Genomic DNA, 24,940 nt, shown 5'->3' on the forward strand with positions numbered 1-24,940 from the left:
CACCAGGCTCTGAGCACGTCGATCGATCCGTTCCATGCAGCTTCTCAATCGCGAACTGATTTGGAGGTCGAGAGCCTAGATGGTTTCGGCCTCAAGTCTGTGGGTGTCGAAGGCCTTTCCGCTATAGAGCACGCTCCAGGCAATGCGGGCGAGCTTGTTGGCCAGAGCGGCGGCGAGCTTGTTGCGATGCATCCTCGGCGCGGCATTGGTCAGCCACTCTCCGAAGCTGAACTTCGCCCAGTTTTGAGGTCGCATCAAAAGGACCTTGGCAGCCTGGATGAAGAGGGTTCGCAGGTATCGGCTGCCGCGCTTGGAGATGCCGCCCAGGATCGAGCGCCCTCCGGTGCTGTACTGTCGCGGCACCAGCCCAAGCCAGGCGCCAAAATGCCGGCCTCGGTTGAAAGCCTCGCCCGTGCCGATCGCTGCGACAACGGCCGTCGAGATTAATGGCCCAACGCCAGGCACACTCATGAGGCGGGTGCAGTTCTCCTCGTGCTCGCTGATCTCTTCGATCTCGCGCGTGGTCGTCTCTATGCGCTCGTCGAGCCGGAGCCAGTCCTCATGGAGCCCGATGATCAGATCGCTCATGCGTAGCGACATCTCGTCTTTGCGGTTCTTCAGAATCTCGAATAGTGAGGCGCGCAAGGCGCGCGAGCCGGTTCGTACGGCAATGCCCTGTTCGATGAGGAAGGCTCGGATCTGGTTGATTGTCGCTGTTCGGCGGGAGACCAGCCGAGAGCGAACCCGGTGGCAGGCCTGCAGATCAAGCTGATCTTGACTTTTCTCCCGGACGGTACGCAGGTTACTTAAAGCGGCTTCGGCAATTGCCTCAGCGTCGTTGTAGTCGTTCTTCGCCCCTTCACGAATGGCTTCACATAGATCGCCGGAATGATCCGTGGCTCATGGCTGAGCTGTCGCAAAGCGCGACTGACGAAGTGGGCGCTGAGGCAAGCTTCCATGCCAACGATGCATGGCGGTAGCTTCTTGAACGTTTCCACAAGGGCTAGTCGCTTGATCTCGCGACGGAACGCGATCTTGCCGTCGGTGCCGAAGCCGACGAGGTGGAAGACTTCCTTGCCAATATCGATGCCGATCGAGGCGAGTGGCGCAATGGTCGTATCCATGGGCTGCTTCTCCGGTTGAAATGCAGCAGTCTAGGCCGACTGCCGCGCGGGAGAAGCAGCCGGTCCATCCCATTAGCGGACGTCGTTCCGTCAAGGTGCGGACGCGTCCGAACCGATTCAATTCATAACGGCGTGGTGTGCGTGCGGGGAAAAGTCGCCGCCCGAGGCGCCCCGTCAGTCTGGATCTAGCGAACCAGTTCACTAAGACGGATCGATTGTCCCGTTACAGTCGGATTTTGTCTATCGCTTTGTCCGCGCGCGTCCTCGCAAGGTCGCCGCATGCCCGATAAGTCTCAGTTTAAAGGCTGGGCTTCCGGAAGTTTCCACTTGCCGCTGACGATGGGCTGTTCGGGGCGATAAAGCCGTATGGTGTAGTTCCAGCCCTCAACGATCGGCAGGCAGTTCGGGATCTTGCCGTCACAGCCGCCGAACTGGACTTTGACCGAGCCGTCCGCATTTTTCTTCGCGGTGATGTTGTTGATCGAATAGGCATTATAGGCGTTTTTCTCGAAGAAGCCTTTTGCGTTGTAGACGCTGATCGACCAGAAAGCCTTCACCGGCACGGTCTTTGGCACATCGAGGGTGTAGACCGTTTTGCCGTCGTTCTTCGCGGGAGTGAAACTCGGATACATGGCGTCCTTTTCCGGAATGCCGCCCCAACCGGAGGCTGTGCCAATCAAGTGCTGGATCGGATCGACCTGGCCATGGGCTCCAAATGCACCGTGATACGACGTCTGATATTTTGCCAGCGCGAGCAGCGCATTGCGGATGTCGGTTAGCTCCTCCTGATCCCAGTTTGGAAGGTCCAGCGTGCCTGTCTTCTTCTGGCTGACCTTGATGGCATCCTGAAGTTTGTGGACCTCGGCGAGATCCTTTGGATCGTTGGGATCAACCAGCGTTCGGACAGCGACAAAGGCGTATCGCGTACCAACTGATTTCTGCGTCAGCGTCACCGGCTTCGTGCCATAGGCGACGATTGGCAGGTAGTGGTCCTGATCGACCACCATCATCGACATATAGCGCTTGCCCGTGTCGGGCAGCGAGAGCGTTACGGGCCCGCCAGCAAGATCAAACACCGCAAATGAGTACAGCGTATCCCGGTTCATTCGGATCACCGCTTGTTTGTCGATGGATACAGGCTCCCGCGAGTGCTGGAATTTGCCGAGTCCGCCGATGGCCGTTGCATTCACCGCGAGGTAGCGGTCGGTTTCGGCGCGGGCAAAATTATCGACGGTGACAGGCAGTTTGCCGTCCAGAGCCTGGGCGAACGCTCCTCCGGCCAGTGCGACCGAAGCCAATGCGAAACCAATCCCAACCGAGCGAAACATCGACATACCTCTTCATTCAATCTGACTGGCGACGCAGGGGCATTCCACAGGCACGGCACCTTGAAGCTTAAATGCCATCCAAGCGATCAACGCGTAATCGGTAGGCATTGCCTCCGAGCGTTTCGAGCATCTCGGATCACTTGTCTTGCCATTTCGCGCCAATGGACATCCGTCGCCGCGGGGGGGGACTAGCTAGTTCTGCGTCAGATAAAGCGGCGTCCTGAACGTCAATTGATAAGACGGCAGCGGGATCCATTGGATCTGCACCATCAAACCGAACAAGCGATTGTCGTTGTCGTCCATTCGGTCGAGGTCAAGGCGTAGGACGGGCTGGGTAAAGGGCTGGATCAGCGTTCGGTCCAGGAGCTCGACGCCGCCGAATGATTGCACGCCGATGCGCGCGGAAATTTTCCAGTTGCTTGGCCACTGGTAGTAGCCACCGGCATATCCGATCATACTCGGACGGACCTCCGCTGATGCGCTTTGAATCGCGACACGGGTGTCCTGGAGGCCAAAGAGAAATCCTCTCGTCTGATCCTCGTCCAATGCATAGTCGAACTCGATAACGTTGTTGAAATTCGTCGTCGCGAACGGCCCGCTCGGCAGTGATTGCGTGATGGTCGATTGCACGGTGATGGTGGGAAGCATGCCACCGTTTTGCTTATAGAGATCGGCCTGAAAGCCGACATTCCAGCTCGCGATGTCGATATTCGTCCAGCCGCCGAGCGGCATCGTGTTGGCGTTCACTGAAACACCGCCATAGACCGACACCCGATCGTTCAGGTCGACCGTGAGCGGGATATCGACTGTGACCGCGTGCACCGCTGGAAGTTTTTTATGGGGCGGCACGGTCGATGGCGTGTGGCCGGCCGCAAGCGCGATCGCCCCCAGTACCGAAAACAGCGACGTGTTGCCGAAGCCTATTCCGATTGCCCCGCCGGGGGCTGTCGCGTAGGTGGTTCGGAGATCCAGATAGACGCTTGGCGGGGTGAATTGAGCCGCTTGATCGTTGTCGTCCTGGCCGAAGGCAGCATCGGTCACACCGATGCAAACGGCGCAAACCAGAAGCCATCCATAGATCGGTCGAAGACGTCTGCTGCTCAAGTCGAGGCCCGCTTATTGCGTGGACAAGGCTGTTGTTTCGGCCGCACAAACCGGTGCAGCGCGCCTCGCCTTCGCTGCCTTTACCTCCACCTTCGCAGCTTTGAGGTCCGCAAGGAAGGCCGCGTTGGTCTGCAACTGCGAGACGGTCGCGGCCCCCATGATGCGCCCCGCGTCGACATCGCTCTGCCAATGCGCATCGCAGATCACGCGGCTCTGTCCGAAAGCGATGCCGCGCGTGAATAGCTCATTGGAGCGCTCGGGATTGATCTGCGCGAAGACGAGGGCCCATCCCCAGCCTGCAGCCGTGTGGCCGGACGGATAGGAGCCGTCTCCCCGTAGGATTGCTTCCTGATCTGCTCTGCATGTGGCTTCGTTGTGAACGACGAAGGGGCGGACGCGATTGTACTTGTTCTTTACGCCATAGGTCGACAGTCCGAAATCGGACAACATCTTCTGCATCATGGCATAGAGCTGCGGGGTCTGCTCTTTGTCGATCTTGATGCCCATCGCGCAGGAAAAGTTATCGGCAGCCTGCGGGAAAGCAAGATCGGCGTCGGTGTAGGCCTGCTTCCAGCGGTCGGTGCCTCGCAGGGGGAGCGTTGCTTTGCGTGCTTCTTCGTCCCTGGCTAGGGCAGCCGAATCCTGCTCGGGGGGCGGACCGAGCAGGACCAGGCTGTTTGGCAGCTCGGACGGCTTCAGATAGCCGGGCGCTATCTTGAAATGGGGATCGGTGACCTTCGATTGGGCTTCGTTCGATTGCGCGACGGCCTGCCCGCAAATCATAAGCAACACGAAGATGGATGGGCCTGCGGACCGAACCAGGTTTGCGGTCATGGATAGTCTCTATTCATTTCAAGAGTGCCGGGATCATCAGGCGACTGAGTTTCCTCGAATGCGGGTTCCCGCCATCTGACCGAGCCGCCCCTTAGAAGGTAAGTCAGAGCCGCCGATCAAAAACGGTAGGTTGCTGCAATGATCAGTGCTCTGAACATGGTTGCCACCTGACTTTTTCGGCACAACCAGTTGCCCCGTGAAAAAGCAATCGAAGCGGAGGCGGTAAAGATTGTGGTTCCAGTTTAATTGTCGGAATCCTTGGGAAGGCAGAAGCAAAGCCGGGCCGGTGCCGACGTTCCGTGGAGCGGATCGTTCGCGGACGCCGATGCCTGCGTCCGGCCCGATTGCCTCTGATCGACAGGCGAATCCTATCCGGTCATTTCGTGCAGACGAAGGCCAACCGTCTTGCCACTTCGCGCCAATCGCGACCGGTCAAGCCATTTAGCGATCTCTACGTCCCGCTGATGTGTGCTCCATAAACGGCGGCATTGAGTTCTTCGAAATTTGTGAGCCGGTGTGTCCTGACTGATATGCCCGTCATCAAATCCTATCCATCGTTCCTCAGAACATCGACAAAGAACAAGCCTGGAGGCGTCCCAGTCGAAGGAGCTAGAATTTTGTTTTTATCGAGCGCCCATCGGCGAGCGCCATTACATTGGTATCCAACGCGACGGGCACAGACACGGTAAAGTATCCGGCAGTGCCTTCCATGCGGTTTACGGCATCGAATTCACGATAGATTTTCAGGCGCGTTGAAATCGGGAGCTTCCCGACCTCGAACGTGTACCCAATCGAGACGCCGAGTGCGATGACACGACCTTCAAAGGCGCCCAGCCTCGCGCCTGTTCCGGAGTCCGCCGTCAGTTGCTGGTAATAGTAACCGACGAGCCCGAGCGTGAATTCCTTGGTGATGTATTTGGTTGCTGCCCATTCGAGGTGGAATTCATCGCCGCTCTTGTAGTCGGTCGCCGTGTTGGTCTGGTTGAAGGTGACGCCGACCGCGGCGGAGAGATCCCAGCCAATGGCAGAATCTAGCCATGTGAAATTGCCGAAGACGTCGAGCGCGGGTCTGTTCAGCGAGGCGTTCGACAGTTGACCGGCGACGTACGTTCCGGACGGGATCACACCGCTGACGCCGAGCTGCCAGTGAAAGTTGCCCGACTGCCACCCGACAAAGGACTGGAGAAAGAAGTCGCTGAGGTTAGCATTCTTGTCCGTCACGCCGACACCGATCGGCCCGAAGCGCGGCGAGTTCACCAGCAGATTTGCATTCACGCGCGGCTCACCAACGGGCACCGTCAACGAGAATGCGAGATTGCCGCCGAGAATCTTGGCAGGTGTAACCCAGAGTGTTGTTGGCAATTCGATCCAGCTCTGGGCCGAGACGTCTGCAACGAGAAGACCACCGGTCGGCAGAGTTCGACCGCCGCTGAGTTTGCCGTCGTAATAATAAAAGTCGTTCTGAAAGAAGACGCCGGGCGGCGGCGTAATGCCTGCGCCGGTTGCGTGTGACCCGAGGAGGGAGACACTTACGCCGCCTTCGGCTGCTATGACTGGCGTTTGTGACCAGCACAGCATGGCGCTGGCAGCGACCGTCATCGTCAAAGAGAAGCGCATCAACAAACTCCGCGTGGCAAAACAGCACAAATCAAAACTGGATCGACATACGCGCAAATCGATATTCGTCACACCGAATTCCCGCGCTACTTACATTATTGGCAGGGTGTTGCGTTTGCATCGAAAAGCTACACCACGCTAAGGGACCCGATCTTGAATCGGGCCATTCCAGCACAAACGCATTCGCTCTGAGACGGGATGCGTCAAAAAAAGCTGGAGCGCTTTCCGATGGGAACGCGCTCCAGCATTTTCAGGAACGTTGAGAACACCGTAGCAGTCACTGTTCGACGTAGATCGACAACAACGGCCTGCTGAAATAGCTCTCGGTCAGAGTGCGATCAGTAGCATCGGTTATAAATTCGGCCGTAGACGTCGACCGCCTGAACGCAAGAGGGTGGCACGGCTACGACGGCTGCACCCGCGATTGCTCCGCCCACGATGGCTCCACCAACGACGGCTCCACCCACGATGGCTCGGCGCGTCGTTCGCCGTGCTACGCCGGCGTAACTCAGGGGCGTGAGCGGAGCTCCGATGAGTGCCTCAGCCGAGGTCATGAAGGTACCGCCATGCGTGAGCGACGCCTGTTCGCTGACCGACAGACACAGGATGGCCACGCTCGTTCCGAGGGCGATCTTCAGCAGCTTGCTTTTCAATCCAGTCATTTCTTCTCTCCGCTGGGGCTGATTCCTGGGGGAATCTCATCGATATGGCCGAGATTCTGAATCTCGCGCTTCTTCATGTCTGCGCTCGGCTTGAAAGCGAATGCATCGGCAGTGGTGTCGGGGCTGGTTTTCCAGCTGCTAATTCGGAGCGTGTACTGAGGCGCGCCCGTCACCGTTTTGGTGGTGATGATGTATTTGCGCGGAATCGGCGTCGCGCCTGGTTCTATCCAGATCTGCCAGTCGGTATCCGGCGTACGGAAAGCCAAGTGTTCACACTCATGGCCATCGATGACGCCCCTGCCGATATGCTTGGCGTCATAGACTCCATCGATCAAGGCCGCATAGGAATTGGCGAGAAGAAGATCGGCACCCGGCGCCTCGATGCCGGACTTGTCACGAATGCTGTCGACGAGTTGATCAATCGTACCGGTGGCTGGCATCTGCCCGTAGACTTTGCGGGCACGATTAGAAACGGTGAAATTGGCGCCATCGTACACGAGCTCAACGTCGGCGTAGCCGCCGGTCCGTGTCACGCGGAGCTTGTCCGGCCGATGGATGGTGAGTTGCCCGGAACTGGCAAACTGAATCTTCTGCATGTCCGGGGTCATGATCTCGATATCGGAATCATACGATATCGAAACATTCTTTTGATTCGCGATGTAGTCGGACATTGCGCGCAGGATCGATGCAGCATCATCCGCGTGGGCAGCGCCAGCTCCGATGCATGTCGCAGATAAACCCGACGCGATCAGGAGTGCGGCAACAGAGCGGATCGAACGGCGCGCCGCATTCAAGGGCGTTCTGGATTGGCTTTTCAAGAGATGATTCCTGTCAATTGTTAGTTAGCTGGGCCGACAAGTCGGAATGATGGGGGGACCAACATTCATTTGGCAGTGCGGACCTTTTCAGCCTTCAGAAGAACATCGATGGCCTTGATGATCGTCGTGCCTTGATTGGCCTTGCAGTAGACGATCAATTCGTGAATGCCTTCTCGAACTCTAGGCAAGTTGATGGAAGACTTCTTTCCGAGGCCATTGTACCAACCGCTGTACCAAACGCCGAGAAAGTTCGCGTCTTCCTGATACGTTCCGGCGAGCTGCGCGCAAGTCAGCTTCTGCACGTTGATGTAGCCATCCGCATCGGCATAGGCCTTCAATTCGGTTTGGGCTTGAGCCGAGCCCAGCGGTGCTGCGCACGCAACAGCAAGAGCAAAAGCAAGTTTCTTCATCATTGAGTTTTCCCTCGTGATTCAGGAGGCGTTATCTGCAGGGGTGGTGACGTTCGTTCTCGACCGGGAGCGGCGAACACCTTCGATCTCCGCTCCTGGCCGACGATGACTTGATGGGATCAAGCCACTCAGTTCAGATACTCAACCCGTAGACGGTTGATCTTTCCGTTGAACGCAAATGGTTTGCGGTCAAAATATGCGAACGAGACTGGCGAATAGCTGTCACGGCCGACGTCAAAAGCGTCATTGGCAGTAAACCCGAGCGAGGTTGAGCGAGGCACGCGGCCCTTGGCCACTTCCTTGCCGTTGACGCGGATGACGATGTCGAGAGGACCTGCGTGTACGCTGCTGGCCACGTGTGTTTCGACTTCGATCTTGACCGTTCCGGTCGGGAGCGGAGCGGTCGTATCGAGCCTTGTCCGTTCTATCTCGAACAGATTGTACTCAAAGCTGAGCTTGCCGTCTTCGACCCACAGCGAAATCCCTCCCGAGATCGCACCCAGTGCATAAAGCACGCCCTTCGAGTCCGGCTTCAGTTCTGCGTCGATGCTGACAAGGCTGCTTCGTGACCCGAGTTTCGGTGCGGTGAACTCCGGAACGGCAACGACTTCCTGCGTATAGTCGAACACCTTGGCCGGATTGGATGGCGCGTCTTCGGGATGGAAGACAACGGACCACAGGCCGCCGCCGACAGGATAGACCTTGTTGGCCTTCGCGTTTGCATCGAACGTCTTCTTCATCTCCTCGACTTTTTTGGGATTGGCAGACGCGATATCCTTCGCCTGCGAAAAGTCCTTTCGAAGATCGTAGAGTTCCCACACGTCGTTCTCAGGCGTCCATTGCGCGATCGCCGGATCGAGACCTGCCTTCCAGGGGATGCGCGGTCCGAACACGGAAGAAATCCACTCGTCCTTATAGATCGCGCGGCTGCCCATCACCTCGAAATACTGTTCTTTCTTCTGTCCGGGCGCGGTTGGCGCCCCGAAGGAGTAGACCATGCTGATGCCGTCGAGCGGATCCTGGGTGACGCCATCGACAAGATTCGGCGGAGTGATTTTCAGGATGTCGTAAATCGTCGGCACGATATCGTTGACATGATGAAACTGCGGATGCGGTGTCTTGTTCGGCTTGATCTTGCTTGGCCAGGAAACCGCCATCGGCGAGCGCGTCCCGCCGAAATGCGCGGCGATCAGTTTGGTGGACTGATAAGGCGTAGAGCCAGCCCAAGCCCAGCCGGCATGGTACATGTTATCGACCTTGGGCGATCCGAGCACATCCAGGCCGCCCAGCTCCTTCAGGGTGCGGAGGTGATCCTTCATCTCGGAAGCAATGCCATTCTGTGCCAGAAGTTCGCTGATGGTCCCGTTCTGACCTTCGGCGCTCGACCCGTTGTCGCCCCAGACGTAGAAGATGAGGGTGTTGTCACGAATGCCGAGTTCGTCGAGCGTATCGATCAGTCGACCGGCCTGGGCGTCCGCATGCTCGGTGTATCCGGCGAACACTTCCATGAGCCGACGCTGAAATGGCTTTTCCTCGTCGGGGATATCGGCCCATGCCGCAAGCGTTTTTGGCCGCGGCGTCAGCTCGGTGTCTTTCGGTATCCATCCGAGTTCTTTCTGACGGGCGAAGACGCGCTCGCGCATGACGTCCCAGCCGTCGTCGAACTTGCCCTTATATTTGTCCGCCCAGTTCTTGAAAATGTGATGCGGACCATGGGAGGCGCCAGGGGTCCAGTACATGAAGAACGGACGATCCGGCGTCAGCGCATGGACCTGCTTGATCCATGAGACAGCCTTGTCGGTCATGTCCTCGGTGAAGTGATATTCTTTCTTGCCCGCGGATGGATCCAGGCGAACCGTGTTTTCAACGACCGCGGGCTCCCATTGGGAGGATTCCCCGGCAAGGAAGCCGTAGAAGTAGTCGAAACCAACGCCGCGCCCCGCTGGCCAGTTCGTATAGGGACCGACGGCCGTGGTCTCGTTCGCCGGCGTGTTGTGCCACTTCCCGAATGCACCCGTCGCATAGCCGTAATAGCCAAGCACTTTCGGCGCGGCCGCGGATGTCGCCGGGATGTGGCCGGAGTAGCCATCCCAATCATTTGCCAGTTCGGCGATCTGGCCAAACCCCACGCGGTGATGATTACGCCCGGTCAGCAACGCTGCGCGCGTTGGGGAGCACATCGCCGCATTGTGGAAGCGATTGTACGACACGCCGCCTTCGGCAACACGGCTCAACGTGTCTGTCTTGATCACGCCGCCATAGGTGCTGGGGAGTGCCGGACCAACGTCGTCGAGCATGATGACGACGATGTTCGGTGCATTGGCTGGAAGGCGCGATTGCGGCAGCACCGGGTTGTAGGTCGACCGCGCGATCGTCGGACCAGCCTTGCTTCCTGATGGCGTGGGCGGGAACGGCAGCGATTCCTGGGCGACAGCGGGCGTTCCCAACAACAGGAGAGTCGTGCTCACGCCCAACCAGCGTGTCCTGAGATGATTGTTAATAGGCTTATTCATTCGATTCTCCGTCTCGAACAATGCATCGGAACCCGACATGACTTGTCGAAGTATCGATTGCTTCCGGATGGCGAGCTGCAGGCCGATAGCGGCGGCAATAATTCGGGGCGCACAGATGCGAGCCGCCTTTGAGGACCTTCCGCGGTATTCTTATTTCGGGGAGACATGGATCGTAGCTGGCAGACTCAAGCCCCCCACGGGGATTCCTGGGTACACAGCAGGCCTTCGTCATGTCTACTTCGTGCTGCGAAGAGTACCAGTCAGATGTCCACTCCCAGACGTTTCCGATCATGTCGTAGAGACCGTATCCGTTGGGCGGAAAGGCTTTCACAGGTGACGTGCGGGCGTATCCGTCCTGGTTATGATTGACCGTCGGAAACGATCCTTGCCAGGTATTGGCCATATGTCGGCCAGCGGGGATTAACTCCGATCCCCATGCGAATTCGGCCTGTTCGAGACCGCCTCTGGCGGCGAACTCCCACTCGGCTTCTGTAGGAAGATCCTTGCCCTTCCATCGTGCATAGGCCAGCGCGTCCTGGTGGGTGACGTGGACGACGGGATGATCATCTCGTCCTTCGATGCTGCTAACCGGACCATAGGGACGACGCCAGTTGGCGCCCTCGAGAAACGACCACCACTGCGACCAGTCATCAAGACCGACACGCCCGGTCGGCTCGCGAAAAACCAGCGAGCCCGCATACAACATCTCCGGCATTATGCCGGGATAATCTTTTGGATCGGGCACGGATTCGGCAACCGTGCGATATCCGGTTGCGGCCACGAACTCGGCAAACTGAGTATTGGTGACAGGAGTCTCGTCAATGAAGAACCCATCGACACTGACGGGGTGAGCCGGCCTCTCTTCGGGGTAGTGCCGATCCGAACCCATCCAGAACGTTCCGGCACTCACGAAGATCATGCCGTCTCGTACACGCTCCGATCGCAAATCCGTCTGAGCCGTTTCTGCGCAGGTCAGCGTTCTCAATATGGTGGTTCCAGTTTACTTGCCGGATTCATTGTGAAGGTGGAAGCAAAGCCGGGCCGGTGCCGACGTTCCGTGGGCGGAATCTTGGGGGAGCCGGGGCCTGCGCCCGGCCCGGTTGCCTTCCGATCGACAGGTGCACCCTGTCCGGGTCATTTCGTGCAGACGAGGGCCGGCCGTCTTGCCACTTCGCGCCAATCGCGGCCGATCATGTCATTTGCAGGTGAATTCTTGCCGCATGCACACGACGCGGCGACCGTTGCAATTCGAGGCCGACAGGTGCCGGCAAGAGAACGGTGACATTCTCCGGGCTCACCAGTAGCGATTCGAATGAAATTGTGGCTGATGCAAAGTACCTACTGATGATCGCAACGAGACCCAATGGCCAACATCCCTTTGACGCGCTGCCAGTTTCTTCTGCCCTTCGTCGGGATTCTCGATGAGACCGGTGCGCCGACGAGTTCGCTTCTGACCAAGTTTCGGCTTCCGTCGTCTCTGGTCGACAAGAGCGATCTCTATGTCCCGCTGATGCCGGCAATCCGCTTCATGGAAACCGCCCGGAGAAGCCAGGGCATTGAAGAATTCGGCTTCCTAGCCAGCCAACGGCTGCATTTCTCCCATATGCGCGAGAAAACGCGGGCCCTGATCGCTCACTCTCCGACACTGCTCGTTGCGCTGCGGCACGCCTGCACATGGGCGCCGCGGGAGGATACGATCCTGAGCATGTGGATCGAGCACGACGACGATCACGCGCGGATTTGCACCACGCTCGCCGGGACAAACGGACTCCTGCATATGGAGCATCTGCAATGGATCCAGAACATCTTCTCAATACACATCGTCCGGCAGTTCGCGGGAGCGGACTGGATGCCGGCGACGATCGCCTTTGAAGCGCGCTACACGCCACGTCCGGCGACGCAATCCTTGTGGCCGAATGTGCGGTTCCTGTCAGGCCAGCATGCGGCGTGGATCGACGTGCCGATCTCGTATCTCAGTCTCACCAACCATCGGAAAGACGTGAGCCCTGCGCCGCAAGCTTACGAGGACGGCCCTTCCGGCTATGACATCGTTGAACTGCTAAAGCTGATGCTGCCGTCTTATCTGGACGACGGAATTCCAGCTCTTGCTGAAGTCGCAGAGATGGCGGGCGTCAGCACACGCAGCTTTCAGCGCAAGCTCGCGGATGTCGGCCTGAGCTATTCTGATCTGCTCGACACCGTCAGATATGAGAATGCGAGCAAGCTTTTGCGTGACAGTAATTCCAAGATTATCGATATCGCATTTTCGTCCGGTTACACGGATCCGGCACATTTCAGCCGCGCCTTCCGGCGAATTTCCGGTGTGACGCCGCGGCAGTTTCGCGAGCAATCGCGATCGGGATAAGGTGCATATTATCTGGGCGTTTCGCGCCCGAAGGATAATGGCAACGGCTATCATCAAAACGCGACCGACGCCCCGATTCCTATTTGGTCAGGAAAGATGCTGTTTGCCTTCGGATTTTCTCGGCCGTTAAGGTGATGAAAGCTCCGATCTGGCCCTTCAGCCACTGGACGAAAGTTCCCACCTTGCGTCTGAACCGCGGCGGCTGCCTGATTCACAGCGAACAATGTACGGTACTGGCGCAAAGCAGACCTTCGGAAAATTCGAGGGCAGCGAAGTGCCAAATGACACCGGTTGCGATTGGCCCGAGTGCAGACTGCCAACGGTTGCTAGGTGCAAAACAAACGCACGCGGGCTTCTTGAGCTACTCTTTACCGTTATGAATTTCGAGGGCTTTGACTGAGTCTTAAAATGCTTTTCCAAACCTATCGTTCGGAGCACAAAACCAACCGCGCGCCCTTCCAGTTCTTGCGCTCTCGGACAACAACCACGTCAATATCCGTTGGCATCGCGCCGTGGTGTGAAATGTAGGTGTGATCCGACCTGCCTCGATGCACCCTCAAGTTTGCACGGGGGAAGGCGTGAGCCCTAGCCAGTAAGTGACGGGCAAGGAGTGCTTCGACCTGATCCGCCTTGATCAAGTGCAGAACCTCCATCCGCATTAGTTACCCTTTTTCAGCGTGATGGCCGCTTTGTGCCGAAGATGATGGCGGCTGTTCGAAACGCTGCGGAAAATTCGAGAGGCCGATTTTCCGCCGTCAGTCAGACCTTCATTCGGAACGTCGATCGGGGTCGCTCCGAGCGCTTTCGAAAGTTAAACACGTATTTATTCGGGAAATTCATAGGATTTCCTATCTCTTTGGTATGGGACCTGTGCGAAGAAAATCTTGAATTTCCAGCGCACGATGATCTCGGAAACGTAGCCCTTGGCTGCCCATCTGGCAGGCTTTGCAATCGCGATCTCCCGATCGATGCGACTGCGGGACCGCGAGCGGCACGCTTTGAGGTTCACAGCAGATGGAGATGGATGATGATTTTCGATCGACAATCCAGATATCTCACCGCGGCCTTTGCCGTTGCCGTCGTGCTCTCGTTCGCAGCGCTGAGCTCGCAACCCGCCGAAGCTACGCCACTGCACCGTGACGCGTCGCCGTTCTGTCTGTTGCCAGGCTCATCCAATGGTCCGGGGGGGGCACCGCAGATCTGCGGCTACTATGATTATCAGGAATGTCTGCAGGCCGCGGCCGACATGCACGCCAACTGCGTGGAGAACATCGATTTCCGCGGTAGTTATGAGCGAACGCCCGACGGGTGGCGTGCCCGGTACTGAGCGCCTTCGCGAGCGGCACAGCCCGGTCGATAATAATCTCTTGTGCGGAAAACGAGATCATCTTGAAAAGGGGGCGCCGTGAAGCGCGTCTATCGCTTCTCGAGATGGTGGCAGCAGCGCCGCTCGCCCCGGGCCGAACTACCGTTCGCGCCCGCCCCACGCGAATGGCACCAGCAGCACGGCAAGCAGCGCCGTTGCTGCCAGCATTGCCCAAGCATCGTTCACACTCCAGATAAAGGCCGTCTTTTCGATCATGGGCCGGACCAGGGCTTCCATGGCAGGAGTGGGTGGGCCGGAGAGAGCGCTTGTCAGCGATGCGGGATCGAGGCCAATGGCCGTTGCCGCCGTGGGGTCTCCCGATAACAACCGCATATGCAACGCAGCGGCGTAGATGTGAGCGCGGGTGTATAGGATGGTGTCAATCAGCGCGATGCCGATCGCGCCGCCCAGATTGCGCATCAGATTGAACAGGCCGCTCGCTGCCGGCACCTGCGCTTCCGGCAGCGAACCCAACGCCAGGCGGGTCGGTGGTAACAGGCAGAACATGATAGCGATGCCGCGAACGATCTGTGGCCAGAACATCTGGTTGAAATCGGTGTCGCGAGTCTGAAACATGCTGAGGGCGAGTCCGATACCGAACACCGCAAAACCTGCGGCGGTCAGCCAGCGCGCATTGAGTCGCCGTTCCAGCGCGACGGCGATGGGCGACATCGCCAGTTGCGCGGCGCCGGTCACCAGCATCGTCGAACCGATCTGCAGGGCGTCATGACCCCTGACGTAAGCCAGAAAAACCGGGATGAGATAGACCGAGCCGTACAGGCCCACGCCCAGGCAAAAGCTCAACGCGCATCCGATCGCGAATGAGCGGTTTCGGAATGGGCCAAGCTGCACGACGGGATGGGCAGCGCGCAATGTGCGTCGGATGAACAGGCCACCGCAGAGCGCGCTGATTGTGAACAGGCCCGTGCATGTGACCGACACCCAGCCATCATGGGGGGATTGCTTCAGTCCGATCTCCAGAGTGGCCAGCGACATCGCCATCAGAACCAGCGACCGCCAATCGATTTCCGCAACGTCGCCAAAGTTCAGCTGCTGCCGGGGCAGCAGAGGAGGCGCCACAACGCAAGCGATCAGCCCGGGAACGACATTGATCAGGAACAGCCAGTGCCAGGACCAGCTCTGCGTGATCCAGCCGCCGACCACAGGTCCGACCGTCGGCGCCAGCACCGCCACAATGCCGGCTATCGTCGTGGCAATACCTTGGCTGCGCGGCGGGAACAGCAGGAAGACCGCGGCGAACACCGCCGGGATGAGCGTGCCGCCCGCGAATCCCTGCAGCACACGAAACGACACGAGGGCGGCGAAGGTGCCACTCGCGGCGCAGCCGATCGACGCCAGCGTGAAGAGAGCGAGGGCGGAGGCAAACAGCCAGCGCATCGAGAGCACATGCGTTAGCCAGCCCGTCAGGGGAATGGCTATGATCTCGGCAATCAAATAGGAGGTCTGGATCCAGCTCATCGTCTCCGGGGAGATGGCTAGGGCATTCTGAATGGTCGGCAGCGATGTTGCGACCACCTGAATGTCGAGGATCGCCATGAACATCCCAAGGCACATCAGGACAAAGCCAAACCATGTGCGGGTGTCGGCGAGGGGCAGTTCGGTGCGCAGCGTCGTCATGGGTTCACGAGCGGTGGGGCTGGCAGCACGGCAGGGTCAAGGCCATCCATCGCATGGGTCAACCGGGTGCGGCGGACGATCGAGCTGATCAGGTCCGGGCCGTGCGTGGCCGCGGCGAACATCAGGTTTCGGCTGATGCGATGTCCGGCAAGGCAGGAGACGATGCTCGCCAGTCGGATCGGTCCGGCAATGAGTTTTCGCGCGGCCGCCAGATACACATCAGGTGAAAGTCCCCCTCGGATATGAGCGACTGCCAGCGCGGCCGATCCAAGGGCGATGGCAAGGCCGTCGCCGGTGAAGGGCGGGATGTGTGCGAGACGGTCGCCTACCCGATAGGCTGCAGCGTTCCGCTCGCGATGAAGATGCCCGCCGCTGGGACAGACCACGGCCTTGGGCTTGTCCCACAGCGGCTCGGCGTCTGCTAGCCGCTCCGCCAGTGCGGGAAATGTCGCGGCCACATGGTTGCGCAGCGCGGTCCAGCCGGATCCGAACTGGCTCATGGTTTCACCCGGCAGCACCAAGCAGAGGTTGGCGATACCGTCTTCGACCAGTTCTAGGCCAATATAGCTGGCCTCGAGAAAGTAAAGCTCGACCCGACCCTCAAGCGCTCGGCGAATGTCGGGGGCAGGCCGCAGGTGCATTTTCAACCCGACCTGCGAGCCGTCGCGCGTGTCGTCGATGCCGCGCAAACCCAGCTTGCCGGTGGCCAGTACGAGATTTCTGCAACTGATTGTGTGGCCATTGTCGCACACGACCAGCCAGCCGGATCCATCGGGTCTCGCCGTTTTCACAGTCACGTCTCGATGCAGGCGGGCGCCGCTGAAATGCGCGTGTCGCAGCAGCGCAGCGTCGAGACGATAACGCGAGAGCGACAGCCCGTGAAACGGTAGTGCCGAGGTCACGCTGCGGCGAGCGGAATACAATGCCACCTCATCGACCGGCACGGCGCCGAGCGCCAGCGGATCGACGCCCAGCCGCCGTAACAGCAGCTGTGTCTCGACGCTGAGGAATTCGCCACACACTTTATGCTGGGAGGTCGCCGTGCGCTCGATCAGCATGACGTCGTGGCCATAACTGGCCAGACCGCAGGCCACCGCGCTGCCGGCCGGCCCGCCGCCGATGACGATTGTCTCGACCTGGATCATCGCACACGTCCGATCACGAAGCGGAACAGGAACCATCGCAGGCGCACCGCGCGCGGCGAGATACCGGCATCGCGTAACCGTGCCATCCATTCCGTGCGGGTGAGGGCTCTCGCAACCGAGATCCGGCCGTCGTGAATGACAATGGGATGCAGCCGCGTCAGCCAGCCCATCAGGCCGATGAAATGGAACGGCACCCGGTGGCGCTGCAGATCGTAGATCATCCAGCCGCGCTGCGCGTTCCTCTCCATCCAGCACAGGAACGTCACGATCATCTCGTCGGACATATGATGCGTGAGCAGGCTGCTGACGACGAAGTCGATGGGGGAGGGCGGGATGAAATTGAAGATATCCATCACCTGATATTCGATATTGAGATCGTTTCCTGTCGCCGACTGCGCGATGCGGACCGTCTCGCGATTGAGATCGAGCCCGATCAGCTTGATCCGCCGGCCGCGCCCGGCGGCCCAGCTGCGGATCGCTCGCAGCAGGTCGCCATAGCCGCAACCGACATCGACGAGCGTGAGCTCGGTGCTTTCAGGTATCCGCTGGATGGCGGCGTCCAGCCAGGCGATCACCGCCCTGTGCCCGAGCATCGCGCCGTTGAAGCGGGCGAGGTCGCGCAGCACAAGTTCGAGCTCTTCCGGACTTGCGTCGGCGCTGTCCAGCCATTCGGCTTCGGTACTTCGCTGCGACAGGTCCGTCGCTGCAGCGTGGGTGGTGCTGAATGTGCTCATGGGGTCAGGCCGCGGTTCGAAAAAGCATGGTTTCGGCGATCAGTCCGGGCCCGAACGACATCGCGCACCCGCTGCGGCCGCGTGCGCCCGAACGCATCAACCGCTCGATCACGAACATGACCGTCGCCGACGACATGTTTCCATAACGGCGCAGCACGTCGCGCGACGCCGCCAGTGCGGTCGGCGCCAGCGCGAAGGCTCGCTCCACCGCGTCGAGAACGGTCCGGCCGCCGGGATGCACCGCCCACAGGTCGATCGCCGCCGCGGGCGCTCCAGCCAGGATTTCATCGGCGCTCCGCCGTAGGCCGTCCTGGATAACGGCCGGAACGCGTCCCGACAAAACCATGTCGAAGCCGGCATCGCGGATGTTCCATGTGATCAGATCGTGGGTATCGGGGACCAGCATGGCGCGGAAACTGTCGAGCGCGATGCCGGACGGCTCGGCGCTCACAAGGCTTGCCGCACAACCGTCGGCGAACAGCAGGAACGAGAGCATCTGCTCGAGATCGGCGGTTTCCTTGAGATGCAGCGTACAGAGTTCGAGGTTCACGACCAGTACGCGCGCCGACGCCTCGGAGCGGACGATGTGATAGGCCAGCTTCAGGGCGTTGATGGCGGCGTAGCAGCCCATAAAGCCGATAACGGTACGTTCGACCGTCGTTGGAAGCTCGCAACGCGCGATGAGATCGAGGTCGAGGCCGGGCGCGGAGAAACCTGTGCAACTGGTGATGATCAAGTGCGTGATGCGGTCACGATCTGCTCCGAGATGCAGGCGATCGACGGCGGCTTGCGCCAGTTCGGGCGCGTGCCGCTCATACTGCTCCATCCGCGTCGCCGTATCGGGAAAACCACTACGGGCATAGAAGCCGCCGGCATCGAAATGGTCGCCTTCCGGTCGATTGCTCGGCGTAAGGCACGAGAAGCGGTGCTCGATACCGGACTTGTCGGCCATGCGTTCGAACAGCCGCGCCTGACGCGGGTTGGCCAGATGGAGCGTAGACTGTGCGAAGCGGCGAAAAGTGTCATGAACGTCGTAAGGCGGCACAGCCGTTGCGACACGATTGATATAAACTGCTGGCAAGGGAATCCCTCCGTATGCCTCCGGCGAAATGAGCGCCGGCCGATAAAGGTCGAGATAGCGAAGAAAGTCCGCGGAGCGATTAAATTGCGATTTAAGAACGGACAGACGCTCTGCTTCGGTTGCTGCCGGGGATGTCGATGGCAGGTGTCTGGCCGGCAATCGCCGCGCATGGGACGTCGCTGCGTCGCAAGTTAAATTCGTATTTAATTGAAGAACACAGGTCTTCCGAAGATGTTGTAGCCATTGGTCTACTGTTCGGTTGGGCGCGTTCCGATGACTGCTGAGAGGACACGAGGAAAATCTCTGCGGCTTGGCCCGGCAGATCATGGCGATACGGCATACCGATGCCGCAGCAACGCCATACGCGATCCCGGGATCCTTGGTCCCTGTCGCAGTGGTGAGGCTTGTACCGACCGGATGGACGAAATGACCGAGTTTCGACAAGATGACGACGTTTTCCGCTATGCTACGGCGCGGTCGCACCTTGTCGTGTCTTCAGATCAAACGGTGCCCGAGATACTCCAGATGACCAAGATTCTGCTGATCGAGGACGACGTTGAGACCGCCGAGGAACTCGCGGCCGAACTGACGCAGCGCGGCTTCGAGGTCGAACATGCGGCGAGCGGTATCGAAGGACTCGACAAGGCTCGCTCCATCAAGCCGGACTTGATGGTCGTCGATCGCATGTTACCGGGAATGGACGGCCTCACCATCGTCGAGGCGCTGCGGAATGACCAGATTCGCACGCCCGTACTGATCCTGAGCGCGCTCGGAGCGGTCGATGATCGCGTACGTGGATTGCGTATGGGCGGCGATGATTATCTGACCAAGCCTTTTGCGATCGTCGAACTGGTGGCGAGGATCGAGGCCCTGTTGCGCCGTCCGATCGAAACGCGAGAGACCATGTTGCGGGTAGGACCGCTCGAACTCGACCTGATCGAACGCACAGCGCGGCGTGGCGAGCGGGAGATCGAATTGCTGCCGCGGGAATTCCGCCTTCTCGAATACATGATGCAGCGCAACGAGCAGCTGCTGACGCGGGCGATGTTGCTGGAGGAGGTCTGGAACTATAAATTCGTCCCGGACACTAATCTTGTCGATGTTCATATGGGGCGGCTGCGGCACAAGGTAGACACGCCGGGCGATCCGCCGATGATCCACAATGTCCGCGGCGCAGGATTTATTCTTCGTGCGCCTTCCTGATTTCGTCCGCACAACGACGTTCCGGTGGACTTCCATCGCGATCGCGCTCTGCATTCTTTTGTTCTCGGCCTTCGTGTACTGGGAGGCTGGCAGTTCGATGCGGGCCGACATGGACGCTTCGATCGCGGAGGCGAGCGAGGCGATCGCTGCGGACGTGCCGGAGCGCAGGGTCATCGCCATCGAGGACCGCCTGGCGTCCGATCCGCGCCGGACCCGGTTGGCCGGTCTGTTCACAGCTGACGGAAAACGGATCGCCGGCAATCTGCGCGATATCCCGCCGCAATTGGCGATCGACGCGCGGATTCATGCGACGCAGGTGGTCAGGATCGATCCGCACAAGCCGGAGTCGATGTCCGTGCGTGCCATCGGTCGTCGCTTGCCTGACGGCCAAGTGTTGGTCATTGCGCGCCATAGCGGCGAACTCAAGGAACTGGCGGCGGCGATCGGCCGCGCCCTGCTGCTCGGTCTGCCGGTGGCGGGCGCCCTCAGCCTCGCGATCGGTGGTGTGCTCAGCCTGCGGGTGCAGCGTCGTGTCGATGAACTCCATGCACAGGTCAGGCGCATTATCGATGCCGACCTGCGCGAGCGACTTCCGACGGCCAACCTCGACCACCCCTTCGACAAGCTGGCTATTATCGCCAACGGTATGCTCGACGAGATCGAGGTGCTGGTCACCGAAATGGCGGGGACTGGCAACGAGATCGCGCATGATCTGCGCACGCCGCTGACCCGTGTCCGCGTTGGTCTCGAGCGTGGCCGCGCCAATGCCACGACGGTCGCGGACCTGCAGGCGGTCGCCGACCGCGCGATCACTGGCGTGGACGAAGTGCTGACCATCATCACCAGCCTGCTACGTATCCAGGAGATCGAACATTATGGCGACCGCAGGGGATTCGGCGATGTGGTGCTGGCGGGTTTACTACGTGAGGCCTGCGACCTCTACGAACCGATCGCTGAAGACAAGCAGGTCAGCCTGCGCGTCGATGTCGACGACGATGCCATTGTCCGATGCGACCGCGATCTGCTGCAGGAGGCTATCATCAACCTGGTCGATAACGCGGTCAAGTTCACGCCGCCCCACGGATGCGTCCGGTTGGCTCTGGTGCGAGGGCCCGGCGATGTCATTATCAGAATATCGGACACTGGACCCGGCATTGGAGAAGACGAGCGTGAAGCAGTGCTGCGGCGGTTCTATCGCTCCGACAAGAGTCGTAGGACTGTTGGCACCGGTCTTGGCCTCAGCCTCGTTTCCGCGATAGTCAAGCTGCATGGATTCCGGCTGACGTTGTCGACCGGTCCCGGCTGCGTCGCGGAGATCGCCTGTCCATTGCCGGAAAGGTGATCTGTCTAAAGGGCATTTTAATCGTCTCGCCGTGTCCCCTCACCATGTTTCGTAGATCGCGCTGTTGCCTCGATGCCATATGGGCGCTTACGGCAACAACGGCATCGATGGAAAGGATGAGATCATGAAAGGACGTACATTCAAGGTATTCGCAACGGCTGCGCTGGCGTTGAGCCTGCTGGCTACCGCCGCTGATGCGCGCGGCGGCGGCGGAGGAGGCGGCCACGGTGGTGGTTTCGGCGGCGGTGGTGGCCATATGGGCGGCTTTGGCGGCGGCTTCGGTGGGGGGCACATGGCGGGCGGCATCGCCGCCGGTCATGTGGGTGGAATCGGCGGCGAGCATCTCGGCGGAATCGGCGGCCGGCGTTTCGCTGGAGGCGGATTCGGATCGCACGCTTTTGCCGGACATCACCTCGTCAGACATACCGGTCGTGGCTTCGGCTTCCCAGGCTACTACGACGATTACGGCTATAGCTGTCCGTATGTTTACGGCCCGCTGCATCCCAACCATTATCCTTGGGTCGCCGGCTGCAGCTGACGAACCGTCCTGCAAGGCATCGCGGGCGTGACGTTGCGGAAGCCACGTCACGCCCGCCTTGTTCGTGCCGCAAGCCGAACCTGAATTCGAATTTATATCCTTAACCTGTAATTTAATGGTTCCCGTGATCGCCGCCGCTATCTTTTCAGGATCGTCCGCAAAGGCCGTGACATCGGCCCCGGACATCGATCAGCAACAGATCAATCATAGCGGAGGGGCTGACATGAATACCGATGGAATGTCGACGGAGTATTCCACACCGGGGTCTGGCCTGGCGGCTCCGATCGGGCTTCGATCGCCCGCGGCAGCCGGCAGCGCCCTGAATTACCGAACCGACATCCGGCGTTTTGCGATGCTCGAACGCGAGCAGGAATACGTGCTGGCGATACGCTGGCGCGATCGCGGCGACCGTGCTGCAGCCGAGCAACTTGTCACCAGCCACTTACGCCTCGCTGCCAAGATGGCCATGAACTATCGTGGTTACGGCCTGCCGCTGTCGGAGATCATGTCGGAGGCCAATCTCGGCCTGATGCAGGCCCTTGACGGGTTCGACCCGGACAAGGGATTCCGCTTCTCCACCTATGCGGTGTGGTGGATCCGTGCGGCAATCCAGGACTACATCCTGCGCTCATGGTCGTTGGTGAAGATCGGCACCACCGCGATTCAGAAGAAATTGTTCTTCAAGCTACGTTCGGCCAAGAGCAGGATTTCGGCGTTGGGAGGCGGCGACTTGCGGCCCGACCAGGTGACCCTGATAGCCACCGATCTGGGCGTGCCCGAGAAGGACGTTGTCGACATGAACCGTCGGCTCGGCGGCGATACTTCGCTCAACGCGCTGGTGCACGATGAGGAGGGGGCCGCCGAGTGGCAGGACTATCTGATCGACCAGGCGCCCACGCCAGAACTGATGACGGTCGAGCAGGACGAAATCGATCATCGCCGCCAGGTTCTGGTGCGCGCGATCGACGTACTCAATGCGCGCGAGCGGCACATCTTCGAGGCGCGTCATCTCGTCGACGAGCCGGATACGCTCGAAGACCTCGCGCAGCACTATGGGCTGTCGCGCGAGCGGATCCGCCAGATCGAGCAGCGGGCGTTCGAGAAGGTGCAATCGGCGGCGCGCAAGCTTTCGCACGATCGACGTCACACCCGCGCCCCGGCGCTGGCAACGCATTGAATTGCGTCATTCCGGCGGACGATGACGAATCGCGCAAGCGTGGGAAATCCGTTATGTTGGCGGCCCAAATATCCCTCACGGGCCGCTCACGCGATGAATCTGGCCGAGTTTGCGAGTAGTTCAACCTTCCGCGCCGCTACGGTCGCGGCTGTCGCACTTTCTTTGTTCGTGCTGGTCCTGTTCGGCTTCATCTATTGGAAGACCGACCGCCTGCTAGTGACCCGCTCCGACCATGTCATCGCCTTGCAGCTGCAAACGGTGGCCGCATTGCCGAATGAACGCAGGCTCGACGCGCTTCATCTGCAACTCAGCGAGGATTCGCGCGACGTGCATTTCGTCGGCCTGTTCCGGGCGGATGGAAGCCGGGTCGCCGGCAATCTTGAGCGCCCGCCGGCGATGCTGCGGCTGGACGCCACGGTGCAGACCGTCGAGATCATAAGGCCGCGCCCCGCTGGCCCGGAGCAACTAACCGTTCAGGCCATCGGCCAGCAGTTGCCGGACGGCGAAATATTGGTGATCGGCCGCTATGTCGATGAGGCGATTCAGCTGTCGATGGTTGTCAGCCAGGCTCTGGCTCTCGGTCTGATTCCGGCTCTGCTGCTATGCCTTGCGCTGGGCGCACTGCTCAGTCTGCGTGCCGAACGTCGGATCGCCGGAGTTAATGAGCGCATTCAGCGCATCGTGGCGGGTAGTCTGCATGAACGGCTCCCGGTTGATCGCGGCCGCGATCCGTTCACTCAGCTCGCCGCCATGGTCAACAGCATGCTGGACGAGATCGAAACGTTGATCCACACGATTGCCGGAGTCGGCAATGACATCGCGCACGACCTGCGGACCCCGTTGACCCGGGCACGCCTGGCCCTGGAGCGCGGCCGGAACAACGCCAGGACGCTGCCCGAACTGCGATCTGTGGTCGACAAGGCCATCTTGAGCATGGACCAGTCGCTGGCGATTGCCGCAGCGCTGCTGAGGCTGGCCGAGATCGAGAACAGCCGTCGCTCCACCGGATTCGGCAAGGTCGCACTGGAGGAACTGCTGCATGAGGTCCGCGATCTCTATGCGCCGATCGCCGAAGACAAGGGCATCACGCTGCGCACCGATATCGTTCATGCCCCGATCGTCGAGGGCGATCGTGATCTGCTGATGGAAGCGATCGCCAATCTGGTCGATAACGCCGTCAAGTTCACGCCGCGGGGTGGGCAGGTCCAGATCACGACCGTGTCCGGCGACGGCGAGAGTATCCTGCGCATCACGGACACCGGCGCGGGGATAAGCGAACACGAGCGGAGTGCGGTGCTGCGGCGGTTCTACCGCTCCGATGCGTTTCGCAAGACACCAGGTCTTGGGCTTGGCCTCACTCTTGTTGCCACGATTGCCAAATTGCACGGCTTTCGGTTGACGATCTTTTCGGGGGCGGGGTGCGTGATCGAAATTGGATTCCCTGACGCTTCCGAGACAAAAGTCTAGATCGCGATCACATCGCCGCGAGATCGCTGTCCGTTGCTCGGTGCGCCGTTTCCTAAATCGTTATTTAGTTGGCCCGCCGCATCGCATCATTATGTGTTCCGAAGACCCAACTGTCGCGCGCCGCTGGATTGCCAATCCGGTCGGGCGTCAAGGAAGGAATGATCCAATGCGCTCAAATCTCATGCCAGTAGTGTCGGCAGTCTTCATCGCGTTGATCGCCATCGCAGCAGCTCCGAATGCCGCGATGGCCCGTGAACCCATCGTTGCATCGAAACCCCTGCCGGCTCCGGTGGGGCATGCCCAGCCGACCCCGAATGGCTTTCTGTCAGACGAAGATGCGAACGCGGACGAACAGCAGCGACTTTCGAAGTTCGATGCGCAGCAGCATCTGCTGGACGAGCAGCTCGACAAGTCGCTGAACATCTGCCGGTGCTGATGTTCTGCCTTCACGCGGCGCTTAGGGGCAGTCGCAGA

At 59.8% G+C, this 24,940-nt stretch carries 21 protein-coding genes and 1 pseudogene; 8 read left to right on the forward strand and 14 right to left on the reverse strand.

What is annotated here, in order from left to right:
- Positions 1 to 75: 75 nt before the first annotated feature.
- The 10 genes and pseudogenes from AB8A50_RS29635 to AB8A50_RS29680 all read right to left on the reverse strand — a co-directional run bounded on the left by AB8A50_RS29635 (position 76) and on the right by AB8A50_RS29680 (position 11,329).
- A pseudogene (locus tag AB8A50_RS29635) lies at positions 76 to 1,124 on the reverse strand (IS110 family transposase).
- Positions 1,125 to 1,417: 293 nt separating this feature from the next.
- A complete protein-coding gene (locus AB8A50_RS29640; RefSeq protein WP_439079854.1) occupies positions 1,418 to 2,458 on the reverse strand; it encodes a DUF1254 domain-containing protein in 1,041 nt (346 codons plus the stop codon).
- Between the two features lie 186 nt (positions 2,459 to 2,644).
- Positions 2,645 to 3,493 (reverse strand): hypothetical protein, encoded by an 849-nt coding sequence (locus AB8A50_RS29645; protein ID WP_439079855.1) that lies wholly within the window; start codon positions 3,491 to 3,493, stop codon positions 2,645 to 2,647.
- A gap of 75 nt (positions 3,494 to 3,568) precedes the next feature.
- Positions 3,569 to 4,390, reverse strand: coding sequence for an acid phosphatase (locus tag AB8A50_RS29650; protein WP_439079856.1), 822 nt, complete (start codon positions 4,388 to 4,390; stop codon positions 3,569 to 3,571).
- Positions 4,391 to 4,999: 609 nt separating this feature from the next.
- Positions 5,000 to 6,079 (reverse strand): SphA family protein, encoded by a 1,080-nt coding sequence (locus AB8A50_RS29655; RefSeq protein WP_439079857.1) that lies wholly within the window; start codon positions 6,077 to 6,079, stop codon positions 5,000 to 5,002.
- A 266-nt stretch (positions 6,080 to 6,345) separates the two neighbouring features.
- Entirely contained in the window at positions 6,346 to 6,669 is a 324-nt protein-coding gene (locus AB8A50_RS29660) for a hypothetical protein (RefSeq protein WP_244558542.1), read from the reverse strand.
- Positions 6,666 to 7,487, reverse strand: a complete 822-nt coding sequence (locus AB8A50_RS29665) for a DUF2092 domain-containing protein (RefSeq protein WP_439079858.1) — start codon at positions 7,485 to 7,487, stop codon at positions 6,666 to 6,668. The genes AB8A50_RS29660 and AB8A50_RS29665 overlap by 4 nt, the downstream gene beginning before the upstream one ends.
- A gap of 65 nt (positions 7,488 to 7,552) precedes the next feature.
- Entirely contained in the window at positions 7,553 to 7,900 is a 348-nt protein-coding gene (locus AB8A50_RS29670) for an HdeA/HdeB family chaperone (protein WP_089267559.1), read from the reverse strand.
- Between the two features lie 125 nt (positions 7,901 to 8,025).
- Entirely contained in the window at positions 8,026 to 10,410 is a 2,385-nt protein-coding gene (locus tag AB8A50_RS29675; RefSeq protein ID WP_439079859.1) for an arylsulfatase, read from the reverse strand.
- On the reverse strand, positions 10,403 to 11,329 hold the full coding sequence (locus AB8A50_RS29680; protein ID WP_093759108.1) for a formylglycine-generating enzyme family protein: 927 nt from the start codon (positions 11,327 to 11,329) through the stop codon (positions 10,403 to 10,405). Before AB8A50_RS29680 ends, AB8A50_RS29675 begins: the two co-directional genes overlap by 8 nt.
- A 444-nt stretch (positions 11,330 to 11,773) precedes the next feature.
- Here AB8A50_RS29680 and AB8A50_RS29685 point away from each other — a divergent pair, with 444 nt between their 5' ends.
- Together AB8A50_RS29685 and AB8A50_RS29690 are read left to right on the forward strand one after the other, a co-directional pair.
- Positions 11,774 to 12,775 carry a helix-turn-helix transcriptional regulator gene (locus AB8A50_RS29685; protein ID WP_089267557.1) on the forward strand — a complete coding sequence of 334 codons (1,002 nt, stop codon included), beginning with the start codon at positions 11,774 to 11,776 and terminating at the stop codon, positions 12,773 to 12,775.
- A 1,027-nt stretch (positions 12,776 to 13,802) separates the two neighbouring features.
- The gene (locus tag AB8A50_RS29690; RefSeq protein ID WP_158596872.1) at positions 13,803 to 14,102 is read left to right on the forward strand and encodes a DUF3551 domain-containing protein; all 300 of its coding nucleotides are present in this window, start codon (positions 13,803 to 13,805) and stop codon (positions 14,100 to 14,102) included.
- 138 nt (positions 14,103 to 14,240) lie between these two features.
- On the opposite strand, the gene AB8A50_RS29695 is transcribed toward AB8A50_RS29690, so the two are convergent.
- The 4 genes from AB8A50_RS29695 to AB8A50_RS29710 are packed head-to-tail and all read right to left on the reverse strand — an operon-like array spanning position 14,241 to position 19,183.
- Positions 14,241 to 15,716 carry a DHA2 family efflux MFS transporter permease subunit gene (locus AB8A50_RS29695; protein ID WP_439080057.1) on the reverse strand — a complete coding sequence of 492 codons (1,476 nt, stop codon included), beginning with the start codon at positions 15,714 to 15,716 and terminating at the stop codon, positions 14,241 to 14,243.
- Positions 15,717 to 15,775: 59 nt separating this feature from the next.
- Positions 15,776 to 16,924: an FAD-dependent monooxygenase gene (locus AB8A50_RS29700; RefSeq protein ID WP_158596874.1), complete on the reverse strand. Its 1,149-nt coding sequence runs from the start codon at positions 16,922 to 16,924 to the stop codon at positions 15,776 to 15,778.
- The gene (locus AB8A50_RS29705) at positions 16,921 to 17,658 is read right to left on the reverse strand and encodes a methyltransferase domain-containing protein (protein ID WP_092144976.1); all 738 of its coding nucleotides are present in this window, start codon (positions 17,656 to 17,658) and stop codon (positions 16,921 to 16,923) included. The genes AB8A50_RS29700 and AB8A50_RS29705 overlap by 4 nt, the downstream gene beginning before the upstream one ends.
- A gap of 4 nt (positions 17,659 to 17,662) precedes the next feature.
- Positions 17,663 to 19,183 carry a type III polyketide synthase gene (locus AB8A50_RS29710; RefSeq protein ID WP_439079860.1) on the reverse strand — a complete coding sequence of 507 codons (1,521 nt, stop codon included), beginning with the start codon at positions 19,181 to 19,183 and terminating at the stop codon, positions 17,663 to 17,665.
- 81 nt (positions 19,184 to 19,264) lie between these two features.
- On the opposite strand from AB8A50_RS29710, the gene AB8A50_RS29715 reads away from it, so the two are divergent.
- The 6 genes from AB8A50_RS29715 to AB8A50_RS29740 all read left to right on the forward strand — a co-directional run bounded on the left by AB8A50_RS29715 (position 19,265) and on the right by AB8A50_RS29740 (position 24,902).
- Positions 19,265 to 19,942: a response regulator transcription factor gene (locus tag AB8A50_RS29715; protein WP_092144970.1), complete on the forward strand. Its 678-nt coding sequence runs from the start codon at positions 19,265 to 19,267 to the stop codon at positions 19,940 to 19,942.
- Positions 19,902 to 21,284 carry a sensor histidine kinase gene (locus tag AB8A50_RS29720; protein ID WP_120292951.1) on the forward strand — a complete coding sequence of 461 codons (1,383 nt, stop codon included), beginning with the start codon at positions 19,902 to 19,904 and terminating at the stop codon, positions 21,282 to 21,284. Before AB8A50_RS29715 ends, AB8A50_RS29720 begins: the two co-directional genes overlap by 41 nt.
- Positions 21,285 to 21,408: 124 nt before the next feature.
- Complete coding sequence (locus AB8A50_RS29725; RefSeq protein WP_199712136.1) at positions 21,409 to 21,822, forward strand: hypothetical protein; 414 nt, start codon at positions 21,409 to 21,411, stop codon at positions 21,820 to 21,822.
- A gap of 223 nt (positions 21,823 to 22,045) precedes the next feature.
- Positions 22,046 to 22,999 (forward strand): RNA polymerase sigma factor RpoH, encoded by a 954-nt coding sequence (gene rpoH, locus AB8A50_RS29730; RefSeq protein ID WP_439079861.1) that lies wholly within the window; start codon positions 22,046 to 22,048, stop codon positions 22,997 to 22,999.
- A 93-nt stretch (positions 23,000 to 23,092) separates the two neighbouring features.
- Positions 23,093 to 24,466, forward strand: coding sequence for a sensor histidine kinase (locus tag AB8A50_RS29735; RefSeq protein WP_439079862.1), 1,374 nt, complete (start codon positions 23,093 to 23,095; stop codon positions 24,464 to 24,466).
- Positions 24,467 to 24,632: 166 nt separating this feature from the next.
- On the forward strand, positions 24,633 to 24,902 hold the full coding sequence (locus tag AB8A50_RS29740) for a hypothetical protein (protein WP_089267548.1): 270 nt from the start codon (positions 24,633 to 24,635) through the stop codon (positions 24,900 to 24,902).
- Positions 24,903 to 24,940: the final 38 nt, after the last annotated feature.

This window comes from Tardiphaga sp. 841_E9_N1_2, assembly GCF_051811065.1.
In the GTDB taxonomy this organism is placed as follows: Bacteria; Pseudomonadota; Alphaproteobacteria; order Rhizobiales; family Xanthobacteraceae; genus Tardiphaga; species Tardiphaga robiniae.

Bases quoted from the DNA above. Each gene is read 5' to 3' on its own strand.
- AB8A50_RS29715 (WP_092144970.1), top strand. From the start codon at position 19,265: ATGACCAAGATTCTGCTGATCGAGGACGACGTTGAGACCGCCGAGGAA.
- AB8A50_RS29690 (WP_158596872.1), top strand. From the start codon at position 13,803: ATGATTTTCGATCGACAATCCAGATATCTCACCGCGGCCTTTGCCGTT.
- AB8A50_RS29725 (WP_199712136.1), top strand. From the start codon at position 21,409: ATGAAAGGACGTACATTCAAGGTATTCGCAACGGCTGCGCTGGCGTTG.
- AB8A50_RS29685 (WP_089267557.1), top strand. From the start codon at position 11,774: ATGGCCAACATCCCTTTGACGCGCTGCCAGTTTCTTCTGCCCTTCGTC.
- AB8A50_RS29735 (WP_439079862.1), top strand. From the start codon at position 23,093: ATGAATCTGGCCGAGTTTGCGAGTAGTTCAACCTTCCGCGCCGCTACG.
- rpoH (WP_439079861.1), top strand. From the start codon at position 22,046: ATGAATACCGATGGAATGTCGACGGAGTATTCCACACCGGGGTCTGGC.
- AB8A50_RS29720 (WP_120292951.1), top strand. From the start codon at position 19,902: ATGTCCGCGGCGCAGGATTTATTCTTCGTGCGCCTTCCTGATTTCGTC.
- AB8A50_RS29650 (WP_439079856.1), bottom strand. From the start codon at position 4,390: ATGACCGCAAACCTGGTTCGGTCCGCAGGCCCATCCATCTTCGTGTTG.
- AB8A50_RS29680 (WP_093759108.1), bottom strand. From the start codon at position 11,329: ATGATCTTCGTGAGTGCCGGAACGTTCTGGATGGGTTCGGATCGGCAC.
- AB8A50_RS29640 (WP_439079854.1), bottom strand. From the start codon at position 2,458: ATGTCGATGTTTCGCTCGGTTGGGATTGGTTTCGCATTGGCTTCGGTC.
- AB8A50_RS29695 (WP_439080057.1), bottom strand. From the start codon at position 15,716: ATGTGCCTTGGGATGTTCATGGCGATCCTCGACATTCAGGTGGTCGCA.
- AB8A50_RS29660 (WP_244558542.1), bottom strand. From the start codon at position 6,669: ATGACTGGATTGAAAAGCAAGCTGCTGAAGATCGCCCTCGGAACGAGC.
- AB8A50_RS29675 (WP_439079859.1), bottom strand. From the start codon at position 10,410: ATGAATAAGCCTATTAACAATCATCTCAGGACACGCTGGTTGGGCGTG.
- AB8A50_RS29740 (WP_089267548.1), top strand. From the start codon at position 24,633: ATGCGCTCAAATCTCATGCCAGTAGTGTCGGCAGTCTTCATCGCGTTG.
- AB8A50_RS29700 (WP_158596874.1), bottom strand. From the start codon at position 16,924: ATGATCCAGGTCGAGACAATCGTCATCGGCGGCGGGCCGGCCGGCAGC.
- AB8A50_RS29705 (WP_092144976.1), bottom strand. From the start codon at position 17,658: ATGAGCACATTCAGCACCACCCACGCTGCAGCGACGGACCTGTCGCAG.
- AB8A50_RS29670 (WP_089267559.1), bottom strand. From the start codon at position 7,900: ATGATGAAGAAACTTGCTTTTGCTCTTGCTGTTGCGTGCGCAGCACCG.